General features: G+C 40.7%; 14 protein-coding genes. 13 read left to right on the top strand and 1 reads right to left on the bottom strand.

Annotation, left to right across the window (positions count from 1 at the left end):
- Window positions 1-50: 50 nt before the first annotated feature.
- From L5B83_RS04210 to coaD, 13 genes are all read left to right on the top strand, one after another.
- Window positions 51-1409, top strand: a complete 1359-nt coding sequence (locus L5B83_RS04210) for a Na(+)-translocating NADH-quinone reductase subunit A (RefSeq protein ID WP_265777673.1) — start codon at window positions 51-53, stop codon at window positions 1407-1409.
- A gap of 2 nt (window positions 1410-1411) precedes the next feature.
- A complete protein-coding gene (locus tag L5B83_RS04205) occupies window positions 1412-2650 on the top strand; it encodes an NADH:ubiquinone reductase (Na(+)-transporting) subunit B (RefSeq protein WP_265777672.1) in 1239 nt (412 codons plus the stop codon).
- Window positions 2643-3419: a Na(+)-translocating NADH-quinone reductase subunit C gene (locus L5B83_RS04200; protein ID WP_103854398.1), complete on the top strand. Its 777-nt coding sequence runs from the start codon at window positions 2643-2645 to the stop codon at window positions 3417-3419. Before L5B83_RS04205 ends, L5B83_RS04200 begins: the two co-directional genes overlap by 8 nt.
- The gene (locus L5B83_RS04195) at window positions 3419-4042 is read left to right on the top strand and encodes an NADH:ubiquinone reductase (Na(+)-transporting) subunit D (RefSeq protein ID WP_264244909.1); all 624 of its coding nucleotides are present in this window, start codon (window positions 3419-3421) and stop codon (window positions 4040-4042) included. The genes L5B83_RS04200 and L5B83_RS04195 overlap by 1 nt, the downstream gene beginning before the upstream one ends.
- 1 nt (window position 4043) lies before the next feature.
- Entirely contained in the window at window positions 4044-4640 is a 597-nt protein-coding gene (nqrE, locus tag L5B83_RS04190) for an NADH:ubiquinone reductase (Na(+)-transporting) subunit E (protein ID WP_013745915.1), read from the top strand.
- A gap of 14 nt (window positions 4641-4654) precedes the next feature.
- Entirely contained in the window at window positions 4655-5878 is a 1224-nt protein-coding gene (nqrF, locus tag L5B83_RS04185) for an NADH:ubiquinone reductase (Na(+)-transporting) subunit F (protein ID WP_265777671.1), read from the top strand.
- Between the two features lie 107 nt (window positions 5879-5985).
- On the top strand, window positions 5986-6255 hold the full coding sequence (locus L5B83_RS04180) for a hypothetical protein (RefSeq protein WP_265754639.1): 270 nt from the start codon (window positions 5986-5988) through the stop codon (window positions 6253-6255).
- Between the two features lie 190 nt (window positions 6256-6445).
- Window positions 6446-6703, top strand: coding sequence for a hypothetical protein (locus L5B83_RS04175; protein WP_265754638.1), 258 nt, complete (start codon window positions 6446-6448; stop codon window positions 6701-6703).
- A gap of 130 nt (window positions 6704-6833) precedes the next feature.
- Window positions 6834-7871: an FAD:protein FMN transferase gene (locus L5B83_RS04170; protein WP_265777670.1), complete on the top strand. Its 1038-nt coding sequence runs from the start codon at window positions 6834-6836 to the stop codon at window positions 7869-7871.
- A gap of 9 nt (window positions 7872-7880) precedes the next feature.
- Complete coding sequence (gene nqrM / locus L5B83_RS04165) at window positions 7881-8129, top strand: (Na+)-NQR maturation NqrM (protein ID WP_250351355.1); 249 nt, start codon at window positions 7881-7883, stop codon at window positions 8127-8129.
- A 50-nt stretch (window positions 8130-8179) separates the two neighbouring features.
- On the top strand, window positions 8180-9331 hold the full coding sequence (gene mnmA, locus L5B83_RS04160; protein WP_250364521.1) for a tRNA 2-thiouridine(34) synthase MnmA: 1152 nt from the start codon (window positions 8180-8182) through the stop codon (window positions 9329-9331).
- 92 nt (window positions 9332-9423) lie between these two features.
- Window positions 9424-10713 carry a lipid IV(A) 3-deoxy-D-manno-octulosonic acid transferase gene (gene waaA, locus L5B83_RS04155; RefSeq protein ID WP_250363870.1) on the top strand — a complete coding sequence of 430 codons (1290 nt, stop codon included), beginning with the start codon at window positions 9424-9426 and terminating at the stop codon, window positions 10711-10713.
- Entirely contained in the window at window positions 10710-11204 is a 495-nt protein-coding gene (coaD, locus tag L5B83_RS04150; protein WP_265777669.1) for a pantetheine-phosphate adenylyltransferase, read from the top strand. The genes waaA and coaD overlap by 4 nt, the downstream gene beginning before the upstream one ends.
- Window positions 11205-11270: 66 nt before the next feature.
- Here the strand turns inward: coaD and L5B83_RS04145 are convergent, their stop codons facing one another.
- On the bottom strand, window positions 11271-14297 hold the full coding sequence (locus tag L5B83_RS04145) for a glycoside hydrolase family 2 TIM barrel-domain containing protein (RefSeq protein WP_265777668.1): 3027 nt from the start codon (window positions 14295-14297) through the stop codon (window positions 11271-11273).
- Window positions 14298-14954: the final 657 nt, after the last annotated feature.

Here is a 14954-nt window from a genome sequence, read left to right as displayed (position 1 = left end):
TAGCTTGCGATAGCTATATTTTTAATCTAACGAAAAGTAGTGCATACAATATGATTACGATTAAAAAAGGCTTGGATCTTCCTATTGCTGGGAAGCCAGAACAAGTAATCCATAGCGGCAATGCCGTTACTGAAGTTGCCTTGCTTGGCGAAGAGTATGTGGGAATGCGTCCTTCAATGAAGGTGCGTGAAGGTGATGTAGTGAAAAAAGGTCAGGTACTTTTTGAAGATAAAAAGAACCCCGGCGTATTATTTACTGCCCCTGCCAGCGGTACTGTAACTGCGATTAATCGCGGTGCTAAGCGTGTGTTGCAATCAGTAGTGATTCAAATCGAAGGTGATGATCAGGTTACCTTTAATAAATATTCTGCCGATGAGCTAAAAAGTTTAACTTCGGAGCAAGTTCGTCAAAACTTACAAGCCTCAGGGCTTTGGACAGCATTGCGTACCCGTCCATTTAGTAAAGTGCCAGCTATTGATGCGGTACCTTCTTCTATTTTTGTCAATGCAATGGATACAAATCCATTAGCGGCAAATCCAGAAGTGATTATTGCAGAACATCAGCAAGCTTTCTTTGATGGCTTAACGGTGTTAAGCCGTTTGTTTGACGGCAAAAAAATGATCCATCTTTGTGGTGGCGCTGATTCTAATATCTTAAATGCAGCACAAAGTCGCCAAATTGAAAATGTGCAAACTAACCGTTTTAAAGGTCCACATCCTGCAGGACTTGTTGGTACACATATTCACTTTATCGATCCTGTGGGTGCAACCAAGCAAGTTTGGCATTTAAACTATCAAGATGTGATTGCTATCGGTAAATTATTTACCACGGGTGAATTGTTTACAGATCGTGTTGTCGCATTAGCTGGTCCGCAGGTGAAAAATCCACGTTTAATTCGCACGCAACTTGGTGCTAATTTAGCCCAATTAACTCAAGGTGAATTAAAAGAAGGCGAAAACCGCATTATTTCAGGATCTGTGTTAAGTGGTCATAAAGCGGAAGGCGCATTAGCTTACTTAGGACGCTATGCGTTACAGGTTTCTGTGCTTGTAGAAGGGCGTGAGAAAGAGTTCCTCGGTTGGATTATGCCGGGCGCAAATAAATATTCGATCACCCGTACCGTATTAGGTCATTTCGGCCATAAATTATTCAATTTTACCACCGCACTTAATGGTGGACACCGTGCAATGGTACCAATTGGCGCTTATGAACGTGTGATGCCATTAGATATTATCCCGACATTATTACTGCGTGATTTAAGTGCTGGCGATACCGATAGTGCGCAAGCATTAGGTTGCTTAGAGTTAGATGAAGAAGATTTAGCACTTTGTACATTCGTTTGTCCGGGTAAAAATGATTACGGTCCAATGCTGCGTGCGGCTCTAGATAAGATCGAGAAGGAAGGTTAAAAATGGGTTTAAAACATCTTTTAGAGAAAATGGAACCTGCTTTTTTACCGGGTGGTAAATATGAAAAATGGTATGCACTGTTTGAAGCAACGGCAACCTTTTTATATACCCCCGGTACAGTAACAGCGAAAGCTTCTCACGTCCGTGATGCGTTAGATTCAAAACGTATGATGGTATTAGTGTGGCTGGCGTTATTTCCAGCAATGTTCTACGGTATGTTTAATGTGGGGGCGCAATCTATCCTTGCATTAAACGTCGGTGATTTTGCGCAAAACTTAGCACAAAATGTGGCGAATGACTGGCATTTTGCCTTAGCAAACGCACTAGGTTTAGTGTCGCCTGATGCAGGTGTACTTGCTAAAATGGCATTAGGGGCGATTTTCTTCCTACCAATTTATTTAACCGTATTCCTTGTGGGCGGTTTCTGGGAAGTGTTATTTGCCACAGTGCGTAAACACGAAATCAACGAAGGTTTCTTCGTAACCTCTATTTTATTAGCCCTTATCGTTCCGCCAACATTGCCATTATGGCAAGCGGCGTTAGCGACAACGTTCGGGGTTGTTGTGGCGAAAGAGGTGTTTGGTGGTGTTGGTAAAAACTTTATGAACCCAGCATTAGCAGGGCGTGCGTTTTTATTCTTTGCTTATCCAGCACAAATCTCAGGGGATTCCGTATGGATCGCCGCTGATGGTTTCTCTGGTGCAACCGCACTTTCACAATGGGCAACCGGCGGTCAAGGAGCATTAAAACAAGTTACCACCGGTCAGCCAATTCAATGGATGGACGCTTTTTTAGGGAATATCCCAGGTTCAATCGGTGAAGTTTCTACCCTTGCATTATTAATTGGTGCGGCGGTGATTGTGTTCGCACGCATTGCCTCTTGGCGTATTATCGCTGGTGTGATGATCGGTATGATTGCCACTTCTACCCTATTTAATGTGATTGGTTCAGACACTAACCCATTATTCTCAATGCCTTGGCATTGGCACTTAGTATTGGGTGGTTTTGCTTTAGGTATGTTATTTATGGCAACTGACCCAGTATCAGCCTCATTCACCAACAAAGGTAAATGGTGGTACGGTGCATTAATTGGTGCAATGGCGGTGATTATTCGTGTGGTTAATCCAGCTTATCCAGAAGGAATGATGTTAGCCATCTTATTAGCTAACTTATTTGCCCCAATTTTTGACTATCTGGTTGTTCAAGCAAATATCAAACGTCGGAGAGCGCGCAATGGCTAAGTTTAATAAAGATAGTGTTGGCGGAACAATCCTTGTTGTTGTTTTAGTCAGCTTAGTTTGCTCAATTATCGTAGCAAGTGCGGCAGTAGGTTTGAAACCGACGCAAAATGAGCAAAAATTATTAGATAAACAGAAAAACATTCTCAGTGTAGCAGGATTATTACCCGCTAAAGCAAAAGGTGCGGAAATTAAAGCCCTTTATGCAGAAAACATTGAGCCGAAAATTGTGGATCTTGCAACGGGTGATTATGTAAGCGACATCAAAAACTTTGATGCACGTGTTGCGGTAAAAGATCCTGCAGAAAGCGTAGCAATTAAACCTGAAGAAGATAAAGCTGGCATTAAAGTGCGGGCGAAATATGCTGAGGTTTATTTAGTGAAAGATGCACAAGGCAAAACGTCACAAATCGTGTTGCCAATTTATGGTACAGGATTGTGGTCTGTGATGTATGGCTTTGTGTCTGTTGCGCCAGATGCAAATACCATTAAAGGGATTACTTACTATGAACAAGGTGAAACCGCAGGTTTAGGGGGCGAAATCGCTAATCCAAACTGGCAGAAATACTTTGTGGGTAAAAAACTCTTTAATGCTCAAGATCAAGTAGCGATTAAAATTGGCAAAGGTGCTTCAGCAGATAAAGAACACGGTATCGATGGTTTATCTGGTGCAACTTTAACCACAAAAGGGGTACAAGGTTCTTTTGATTACTGGTTTGGTCGCGATGGTTTTGGCCCGTATTTAGACAAACTTAGAGCGGAGGCTAACTAATGGCTAATGCAAATATGAAAAAATTATTGTTATCTCCAATCGTGAACAACAACCCAATTGCATTGCAAATTTTGGGGATCTGTTCAGCACTTGCGGTAACAACAAAATTAGAAACTGCGGTGGTAATGGCAATCGCAGTAAGTTTAGTAACGGCATTTTCAAGTTTCTTTATTTCTTGTATCCGTAACTATATTCCAAATAGTATCCGTATTATCGTGCAAATGGCGATCATTGCATCATTAGTAACCCTTGTGGATCAAGTGTTGCAAGCCTATGCTTATGAGTTATCTAAACAGCTTTCGGTATTCGTTGGCTTAATCATTACCAACTGTATCGTAATGGGTCGCGCAGAAGCATTTGCAATGAAAGAGCCACCATTAGCAAGTTTTGTTGATGGTCTAGGTAACGGTATCGGTTATGGTGTGATCCTTGTTATTGTGGCATTTTTACGCGAATTAATTGGTTCAGGTAAAGTATTCGGAATGACTATTTTCCAAACTATCCAAGACGGTGGTTGGTATCAAGCAAATGGTTTATTCCTTTTAGCACCAAGTGCGTTCTTTATCATCGGCTTCTTAATTTGGGGCTTAAGAACTTGGAAACCAGAGCAAGTGGAGAAATAAGATGGAACACTATTTAAGTCTATTTGTTAAGTCCATTTTTATTGAAAATATGGCACTTTCTTTCTTCCTTGGTATGTGTACATTCCTTGCGGTTTCAAAGAAAGTTTCAACAGCCTTTGGTTTAGGGATCGCGGTAATCGTAGTATTAGGTATCGCCGTGCCAGCAAACCAAATTGTTTATACTCACATCTTAAAAGATGGTGCGTTAGTAGAAGGCGTAGATTTAAGTTTCTTACGCTTTATCACCTTCATCGGTGTGATTGCGGCATTAGTACAAATCCTAGAAATGGTTTTGGACAAATTTTTCCCCGCACTTTATAACGCATTAGGGATCTTCTTACCGTTAATCACCGTAAACTGTGCGATTTTCGGTGGGGTATCTTTTATGGTGCAACGTGAATACAACCTTGCTGAATCGGTAGTTTATGGTATCGGTGCAGGAACAGGTTGGATGCTTGCTATCGTGGCACTTGCCGGTTTAACTGAAAAAATGAAATATGCTGATATTCCAGCAGGCTTGCGTGGTTTAGGGATCACCTTTATCACCGTAGGTCTAATGGCGCTTGGCTTTATGTCATTTTCAGGTATTCAGTTATAAGAAGGGGATACTAAATGGAAATTATTTTAGGTATTGCAATGTTCACTGTGGTGGTTTTAGCGTTAGCAGCAATTATCTTGCTTGCTAAATCTAAACTCGTAAACTCAGGGGACATTACTATTGAAATCAATCACGATCCAAGCAAAGCCATTCACTTGCCAGCAGGTGGAAAATTATTAGGCGCATTAGCAAGCAAAGGGATTTTCGTTTCTTCAGCTTGTGGGGGCGGTGGCTCTTGTGGTCAATGTGTGGTGAAAGTAACTGAGGGCGGTGGTGATATTCTACCAACAGAACTTTCTCACATTTCAAAACGTGAAGCGAAAGAAGGTTATCGTCTAGCTTGTCAGGTAAATGTAAAAACCAATATGCAAATTGAATTACCTGAAGAAGTGTTCGGCGTGAAAAAATGGGAATGTACCGTTATTTCTAACGACAACAAAGCCACCTTCATTAAAGAACTCAAACTTCAAATTCCTGAAGGGGAAGAAGTACCATTCCGTGCGGGTGGTTATATCCAAATTGAAGCGGATCCTCATACGGTTTATTACAAAGACTTCGATATTCCAAAAGAATATCACGAAGATTGGGATAAATTTGATTTATGGCGTTATGTGTCAAAAGTGGACGAGCCAATTGTGCGTGCTTACTCAATGGCTTCATACCCAGAAGAGAAAGGCATCATTATGCTTAACGTGCGTATCGCAACGCCACCACCAAGTAACCCAGATGCACCACCAGGACAAATGTCTTCTTATATTTGGTCATTAAAACCGGGTGATAAAGTAACTATTTCTGGTCCATTCGGTGAATTCTTCGCGAAAGATACTGATGCAGAAATGGTATTTATCGGTGGGGGGGCAGGTATGGCACCAATGCGTTCACATATCTTCGACCAATTAAAACGTTTGAAATCAAAACGTAAAATGTCATTCTGGTACGGGGCGCGTTCTAAACGTGAAATGTTCTATGTAGAAGATTTCGATACCCTACAAGCAGAAAACGACAACTTCGTATGGCATGTAGCGCTTTCAGATGCATTGCCGGAAGATAATTGGACGGGTTATACAGGCTTTATTCATAATGTTCTTTATGAAAACTACCTGAAAAACCACGAAGCACCGGAAGATTGTGAATACTATATGTGTGGACCTCCAATCATGAATGCTTCTGTGATCAAGATGTTAAAAGATCTTGGTGTAGAAGATGAAAACATCTTATTAGATGATTTCGGTGGTTAATTTTACTCACAAGCTTACTTAAACTAAGGTCAAATTCACGATGACTTTGTGGATTTGAGCTTTTTTCCTAACGAAGACTAACTTATTTTTCAATTAATGGAGATGTTATGAAAAAATTACTTATTGCTGCATTATTTACAGGTTTTGCTTTATCTGCTCAAGCACAAGATCTTCCAAAAGAGTGTAAAGAATATTTGGAGTATGTGAAAACAGTAGCTGAAACTAAAAAGAATGGTCCAAGTAAAGCTGAAATTGAAGAAACATTTAAAGGTGCCCAAGCAGAATTAGCTGATGCCATGAAACAAAATGGTGAAAAAGCGGTTGCGGCAGGCTGTGCAGAAATGCTTAAAATGCTCAAAGAGATGAATGGCAAATAATCTTATCAATCAAGCGGTCTTTTCTTGCAAATTTTTTGAAAAAAGAGACCGCTTATCCTAAGATTTAAAGATAACTAAAGATGAAAAATGAATGATCCCATTAAAAGAATGGTCAAATTTCTCAAATAGTTATGGATTTGAGCGTTAAAATTAAACTAACCTTAATCACTTAAATTAATAAGGAAAATGAATGAAAAAATTATTGATCACCATATTTTTTGCGACTTTTGTGTTATCCGCTTCTGCGACAGAATTACCAAAAGAATGCCTTGAAGTGAAAGAAATCTTTTTCAGAATTATGAAAGAAACCCATTCAATGGATGATATCAACGCACTTTGGACAGATTTGGAAAAAGATATGCTTGCAAAATTTAAGGTGGATCCAAATAAAGCGATTGCTGAGTGCAAACTGACAATAGAGATGCTCGAACCAGCTCCTCAACAATAAATTTCAGCCGAGGGATTTTCCAAAAATAGCTCAATTTCCCTCGGTTGTTTTTAATAATCAAGAATGGAAAACAGATAAGGATGTTGAGTTGTCTGTTTTCCATTATTAATTAGTCGTTTTGGGAGGGCGTATGAAAATCAAAACATTACAAATGTGGGGTGTAGCATTGTTCACTGCGGTAGCACTAACTGCTTGCAATAAAGAGCCAAAACAAATTGCCTTTGAAGGTAAAACAATGGGAACAACCTACCATATCAAATACATCACTGAGGAAGGCTCACAATCGGTTACCGATACACACGAGGGGATTGAACATATTTTAAAAGACGTTAATGATAAAATGTCCACTTATATTCCGACTTCTGAATTAAGTCGCTTTAATCAAAATCGTCAAGTTAATACGCCCATTGAAATTTCAGCCGATCTTGCCAAAGTGATAGGTGAAGCCATTCGCTTAAATAAGGTTACACAAGGTGCATTAGATGTTACCGTAGGCCCCTTGGTGAATTTATGGGGATTTGGCCCCGAAAAACGCGTGGAAAAAGCACCGAGCCAGCAACAACTTGATGAACGCCGTGCGTGGGTTGGCATTGAAAAATTAAAACTCAGTGAAAGTGCGGGTAAATTTTACTTAGAAAAAACTGTGCCAGAACTTTATGTGGATTTATCTTCGATTGCCAAAGGCTTTGGTGTGGATCAAGTGGCGGATTACCTAGAAAGTTTAGGCATTGGCAACTATATGGTAGAAATTGGTGGCGAAATTCGTGCTAAAGGAAATAATAGCGAAAACAAACCTTGGCAAATTGCCATTGAAAAGCCTACCTTTGACGGTTCCAGAAGTGTTGAGCAAGTTGTTGGGCTACATAATTTAGCAATGGCAACCTCAGGTGATTATCGCATTTACTTTGAAGAAAATGGCGTGCGTTATTCGCACGAAATTGATCCACAAACTGGGCGACCAATCCAACATCATTTAGCCTCGATTACCGTATTAGCGCCGTCATCAATGACCGCAGACGGGCTTTCAACAGGGCTATTTGTGCTGGGTGAAGCGAAAGCACTGGATATTGCAGAGCAGCAAAAACTTGCCGTTTATTTAATTATCAAAACGGAAAAAGGATTTGAGGTAAAAATGTCTTCTGCATTTAAACAACTCATCAACCAATAAGGGGGAAATATGGAACTCTTTTTTATTACTTTCGGCTTTTTCGTCCTCGTTATTTTTGCTATGTCTATTGGCTATATTATTAAACGTAAATCCATTGCAGGAAGCTGCGGGGGGATCTCCGCGTTGGGGTTAAAAAAAGTCTGCGATTGTGATGAGCCTTGCGATAACTTAAAAGCAAAAGTAGAGAAAGGTGAAGTGGACGCATCAGAATTAGAGCGTTTCAACAAAAGCGAAAATAACTTTTACGAAGTCAAATAATGCCCCAATGGGGAAACGAAAGTGCGGTAAAAAAATTAAGCAAAATTATGATGAAATCAAAAACTTACGAACAATATTTTCCAGCACTCAGTGAAGAACAACGTGCAGAAAACAGTAAAATAAAAGTGATTTGTGGTATGTCTGGCGGGGTAGATTCCTCTGTTTCCGCATTTATTCTTCAACAACAAGGCTACCAAGTGGAAGGCTTGTTTATGAAAAATTGGGAAGAAGATGATGATACGGATTATTGCACCGCAGCAGCGGATTTGGCAGACGCACAAGCGGTTTGCGATAAGCTCGGGATCAAATTACATAAAATCAATTTTGCCGCAGAATATTGGGATAATGTTTTTGAACATTTTTTAGCGGAATATAAAGCAGGCCGCACACCTAACCCTGATATTTTGTGCAACAAAGAAATCAAGTTTAAAGCCTTTTTGGAATATGCGGCAGAAGATTTAGGGGCAGATTATATCGCCACAGGGCATTATGTGCGTCGTCGAGATCACAATGGCAAAGCGCAATTGTTGCGTGGTTTAGATACGAATAAAGATCAAAGTTACTTTCTTTACACCTTGAGTGAACGCCAAGTGGGGCAAAGCCTTTTCCCTGTTGGCGAGCTTGAAAAGCCCGTGGTGCGGGCCATTGCAGAAGATTTAGGCTTGGTTACCGCCAAGAAAAAAGATTCGACTGGCATTTGTTTTATCGGCGAGCGTAAATTTAAAGATTTTCTAGCCCGTTTCTTGCCTGCTCAACCGGGTGATATTAAGACAACGGAAGGCGAGATTATTGGGCGTCATCAAGGCTTAATGTATCATACCTTAGGGCAACGCAAAGGCTTAGGCATTGGTGGGGTGAAAGGTAAAGCAGAAAATGCGTGGTATGTGGTCGAAAAAGATCTCACAAATAACGTGTTAGTGGTGGCTCAGGGGTTAGATAATTCCGCGTTGCTATCCAGTGGCTTAATTGCACAACAGCTACATTGGGTAGATCGCCAGCCGATTCGTGAACCCCTGCGTTGCACTGTGAAAACACGCTATCGTCAAACGGATATTCCTTGTCAAATTATCCCAATTAATGATGATAGCATCGAAGTACGTTTTGATGAACCGCAAATTGCGGTTACACCGGGGCAATCAGCAGTGTTTTATCAAGGTGAAATTTGCCTTGGTGGTGGAATTATTGAACAATCCATAAAATAAAAACGTCGCGAAATTCCACCGCACTTTGTTTCTTGTCTTAATAAAGTGCGGAGAAGTTCTCGGTTTTCTCGCTATTTAATGAAGAAACGGCTATGTGGCACAGAATTTACACCAGCATAATGTATCTTGTTCAACCGCTTATTTGGTTATTTATTTTATTACGTAGCTTCAAAGCGCCGGCTTATCGTCAGCGAATTTTGGAGCGTTATGCTATTTATTCTGCCTCACAAACCCCACCGAAACCGAATGGCGTGTTAATTCACGCGGCATCGGTGGGCGAAGTCATTGCAGCCACGCCATTAGTGAAAGCGATTCAACGTACTTACCCTGATTTAGCCATCACCCTAACCACCGTAACGCCAACGGGATCTGAACGCGTCAAAGCGGCCTTTGGTGAGCAAGTCAGTCATTTTTATTTGCCTTATGATTTACCCGGTGCGATCAAACGCTTTATTGGTTTTATTCAGCCAAAAGCTTGCATTGTGATCGAAACCGAAATTTGGCCGAATTTAATTTATCAACTAGATAAACAGCATATTCCTTTTATTATTGCCAATGCTCGTTTATCTGCCCGATCAGCAAAACGCTATGGCTGGTTGGAAAGCTATATCCAAGCGATCTTAAGTAAAATCAGCTTGATTGCACCGCAAGATAACATCAGCGGTCAGCGTTATCTCAAACTGGGCTATAATCCACAAAAGCTCAAACTCACTGGCAATATCAAATATGATCTCGTATTAAGTGAGAGCTTACTTACAGAAACAGAAAAGCTCAAAATCCAGTGGAAACAACAACGCCCTATATGGGTAGCGGCGAGTACCCACGAAGGTGAAGAAAGCCTGATTTTGGAAAGTCATCGTTTATTATTACAAGCCTTTCCTAATTTATTGCTGATTCTCGTGCCGCGCCACCCTGAACGCTTTAATCAGGTGGCGGAACAAATTGAAAAGCAGCATTTCACCTTTGTTCGCCGTAGTGAAAATCGCGTGCCACAACCTGATACCCAAGTGGTGTTAGGCGACACGATGGGTGAGCTAATGTTAATGTATGCATTGGCTGATGTTGCCTTTGTGGGGGGCAGTTTAGTGAAACGGGGAGGGCATAATCCACTTGAACCGTTAGCCTTTCAAATCCCCGTGGTGAGTGGCAAATATACCTTCAATTTCCCAGAAGTTTACCGCAAGTTAATGGAAGTTCAGGGCTTTGTTGAAGTGAATAATAATGCTGCCGCAATTGCAAGAGCGGTGGAAATTTTGCTTAATTCCCCCACCTTACGTGAACGCACCGGCAAAGCAGGCTATACGGTATTATTAGAAAATCGTGGCGCCTTGCAACGCCTATTAGATTTATTACAGCCTTATTTAAGCGAGGAAAGACAATGACAACTGTGATTTATCCCGGCACTTTTGACCCTATCACAAATGGGCATTTAGATATTATTGAGCGAAGTGCGGTGCTTTTTTCAAACGTTTTTGTTGCCATTGCTGCCAGCCCGAGTAAAAAGCCTCTGTTTGATTTAGATAGCCGAGTAAAAATTGCACAGCAAGCCGTGGCGCACTTGCCAAATGTAGAGGTTTTTGGCTTTGCTGATTTACTTGCCAATGTCGTGAAAGAAAAACACATTCACGCCATTATCCGCGGTGTGCGAACCACCACTGATTTTGAATACGAACTGCAACTTGCCAGCCTAAACCGTTTATTGACAAAAAATGAAAATGGACAAGGCGTAGAAAGTTTATTCTTCCCTCCAAGTGAAAAATGGGCTTTTGTTTCTTCCACCATCGTGCGAGAAATTCATCTACACGGCGGTGATGTGAGTGAACTTGTGCCGCAAGCCGTGTTGCAAGCAATGAAAGATCCTATTGAAAAATAATGGGATATAAAAATGGGGCGAACTTCCGCCCCACGTTTTACCTATGCCTTATTTTGCCCACACGCCTCAAAGCAAACTCACCTTAAAGGTGCAATCCCATTGGGTTTCATTCAAACGATAAGCCTCTTTGAGCGATGGCCCACAAGAGTTTGAGCCAATGCCACTCATTTTATAATCCACACACAGCACACAGTAAGGGCTTTCTTGTAAATCGTAATGATGTTTTTTACTTGCCAATTCTTCTTGGCTATAAGGGGAAAGGTTAAAGCTGAACGGTTGCTGGGCAGTGATGTACAAACCACCTTCAGCACGGGTTAATTTAATAAAAGAACAATGATAATGGCTACCATTTTCCTGTGGTTTTAAATAATCCACGTGATTTTCCTGTGGGGTTGTTTGATAAAGCCCAAGCTGAGTGGCGTGGTGTTTATCAATATAGCTTTCGCCGTTGCCATAGCCAAAATAGCGTGCTTGCCATTGTTGTTTGGCTAAGTAAAAACGTAACCCAAAACGGGGTAGAAAAGGTAAGTGCGGTGCTTTTTTCGCGTGAATTTTGATCTCAAACTGTGTGTGATTAAACAAATGATATTCAACCTTAAGATCTAAAATTTTACTTTTCGATACGGCGAGCAAAGCACAATGCGTTTTCACCACAACCCGATCTTTTCGCATTTCCACTTGCATCGTATAGGCGCGACTGTAAGCCTGATGATAACCCGCTGCAACCCAATGTGCTTTGATAAGACTGTCGTTATCTAATGGTGCGCGCCAAATATTAAACGCCAGCGGACGCTGAATAATGGGGCATTGCCCATAAAGCCATTGCGAGAGAATGCCTTTTTGTTTATCAAAAATATAATTTGTCTTGCCAAAGGTAATGTGAATTTCGTGCGAACGGTATTGAATATGGGCTTTTTCTGCTAAGCGCGGGGGATAAAAACTGGGTAGCCGTTTATCGCCAAATAGGCAGAGTTGATCAACGCCGAGTAAGTGATTTTTTTCCACTAAAGGTGAGGCGTGTTTTTGTCGATATGTTAAATTCAACAGCCATAAACTGCCATTATTTGGCGGTAAGGTGAAAGGTAAAAGTGCGGTGCATTTTGGTGGAATTTTTGGGGCGGCAATGTTTCCTTGTTGCACGAGAACCCCGTTTTCTAGCAGTTGATAGTGAATGCTCACCATATCTTCTGCGTGGGTAAAATCAAAATAATTGGTGAGTTCAATTTGCCCATTGTGATAGTTTGCACGTAATGGACGTTGTACGTTTTTCAGTTCAAGTAGATTACTTTGAATACGGCGATCCGCACGCACTAAACCGTCTGCACAGAAATTGTTATCATTAGGGAAATCACCAAAATCACCGCCATACCCCATTTTTTCTGACTGCGGTAAATAAGGGCTGTGATCGCACCATTCCCACACAAACCCACCACAAGCCCCTGCGTGTTGCTGTATTGCTTGGAAATAATCTTCCGCATCACCACAAGAATTCCCCATTGCGTGTAGATATTCACAGAGTAAATAAGGTTTTGGGGAAGTTTGTGTTGCAAAGTAGGCAGCCATATCCTCTGTGCTGCGGTACATTTCACTGTGTAAATCTAACTGCGTCGTATCATTTTGGTGAGCGGAATGTTGAAAAATGGCATTCTCATAATGTACCAAACGGCTTGGATCAACGGTTTTTACCCACTGTGCTGCCGCCTCAAAATTTTCTCCATAACCACTTTCATTACCTAGCGACCAAATCAGCACACTAGGACGATTTTTATCGCGCTGCACATTGGCTTGTACGCGATCTAAAATCGCTTGTTTGAAATCAGGGCTGCGTGCCATATAGCAATAATTATCAATGATTTGCTGACGAGTCGTTGCGTCATCAGAGGCGGTTTCTACGCCAAGTAAAATGCTTTTTTCAGGGCTTGGCACATAGACCGCATTGGTGCCGTGACTTTCAATATCGGCTTCCGCGATCAAATAAAAGCCGTAACGATCGCACAATTCCGCAAACCAAGGTGCATTAGGATAATGGGCAGTGCGAATGGCGTTAAAATTGTGTTGCTTCATTAGACGCAGATCTGCCATTGCTTGCTGTTCACTAATCGTATAACCGCTCTGAGGATCACTATCGTGCCGATTTACGCCTTTAAATTTTATCGGCTGTTGGTTAAGCAATAAAATCCCCTTTTTCACTTCAATTTGCCGAAATCCTATTTTTTGGCAAATCACTTCTTCACCATAGCAGATGAATAAATCGTAACACTGTGGATTTTCTGCATTCCATAATTGAATGTTTTCTACGCAAAATTGAGGCTGTTCTGTGCGGAGAAGTGGTTTTCCTTGTGGATCAAAAAGGTGATAGGTAATTGTTGGGGGATTTTCAGGTTGGCGGAAAAAAATCGCCAAATTTACCACCGCACTTTTTAAATCCGCAGAAAGCGCCGTTTTAATGAAAAAATCCTGCACATAATTTTGCTCGCGTTCCAATATATACACATCACGAAAAATACCCGACATTCTAAATTTATCTTGATCTTCCAAATAGCTGCCATCACACCACTTTAAGACCACCGCGGTAAGGTGATTTTCTCCTTCGCATAAATAATTCGTGAGATCAAATTCAGCTGTGCAGTGGCTGACTTGACTATATCCAATAAACGTTTGATTTACATATAAAAAGAAACAACTATCTACCCCTTCAAAATTAATTAAGTAGCGTTTATTGGCTTTAGCTTGCAAATAAAAAGTGCGGTGATAAAGCCCACAAGGATTTTCCTGTGGAACATAAGGCGGATCAAAAGGAAACGGGTAATTCACATTGGTGTAATGGTGTTGATCATATCCCTGAGTTTGCCAAGTGGAAGGCACAGGAATGCGTTGTTGAAAGGGAAAATCGAGGAAATTCTCGGGCAAATCCCAATAACTTTTAAAATAATGAAAATCCCAATTTCCATTGAGAGGAATGAAATAGTGAGAAAATTCTCGCGAGTTTTGCACCGCACTTTGGATATTATGGTGTGGAATAAAATAAGCGTGATGAGCCGTGGTGTTTAGATGCAACACCTTTGGGTCTTGAAAATAATTCGGTAAAAACATAAAGCCGCCTATATAGTAAAAAACCATTGATCATCACTACACAATCATAAAGCCTACAATAAAAAGCGGTTGATTGAATACTGCCTCAATAGTATTACTCTGGTGTTTAAGCTACCAGTTGTCTTGATTGGCTAGGAGCATTTGTCGGTAATCTTGTGAAGATATTATGCGACTATTGTAGTGTATTTAATTGGGTTTGACTATATGAGCATTGATCTAAGACAGCCCTTAAAAGGCGACCTCAGTGCTTCAAAAGATTTCCGAACTCTAAATGAGATCTCAGCGTATTGTAGAAATTGATAAGTCTATAAATAAGTTATCAATAACGTCTTAGAGATAATCTCTGTGAATTATTTATTTTGTTTTTCAGTAAAGATATTAATATTCACAATCTGCTAAGGTGGGATTTATTGTAATACTTGTCTTACTGTTTGAATTTTTATTAAGTATTCATCTCTATTTTGGCTCAATACTTTATGCTATACCATAATTTACCTATTTAAATACGCTTGAATTTACAATCTAACTGCAACAAATAGAAAAGTGTTCATAAAGAAATCAACGATAATTTGTTTGACACAACAAAATTACTAATGAGAACTTATGAACACCTACAAACATCTTACATTTATGAACGCAAAAAGATCGTGGGAAAAG

It is taken from the genome of Avibacterium sp. 21-599, from assembly GCF_026226765.1.
In the GTDB taxonomy this organism is placed as follows: Bacteria; Pseudomonadota; Gammaproteobacteria; order Enterobacterales; family Pasteurellaceae; genus Avibacterium.
This window is presented reverse-complemented; position numbering and strand designations above follow the sequence as displayed.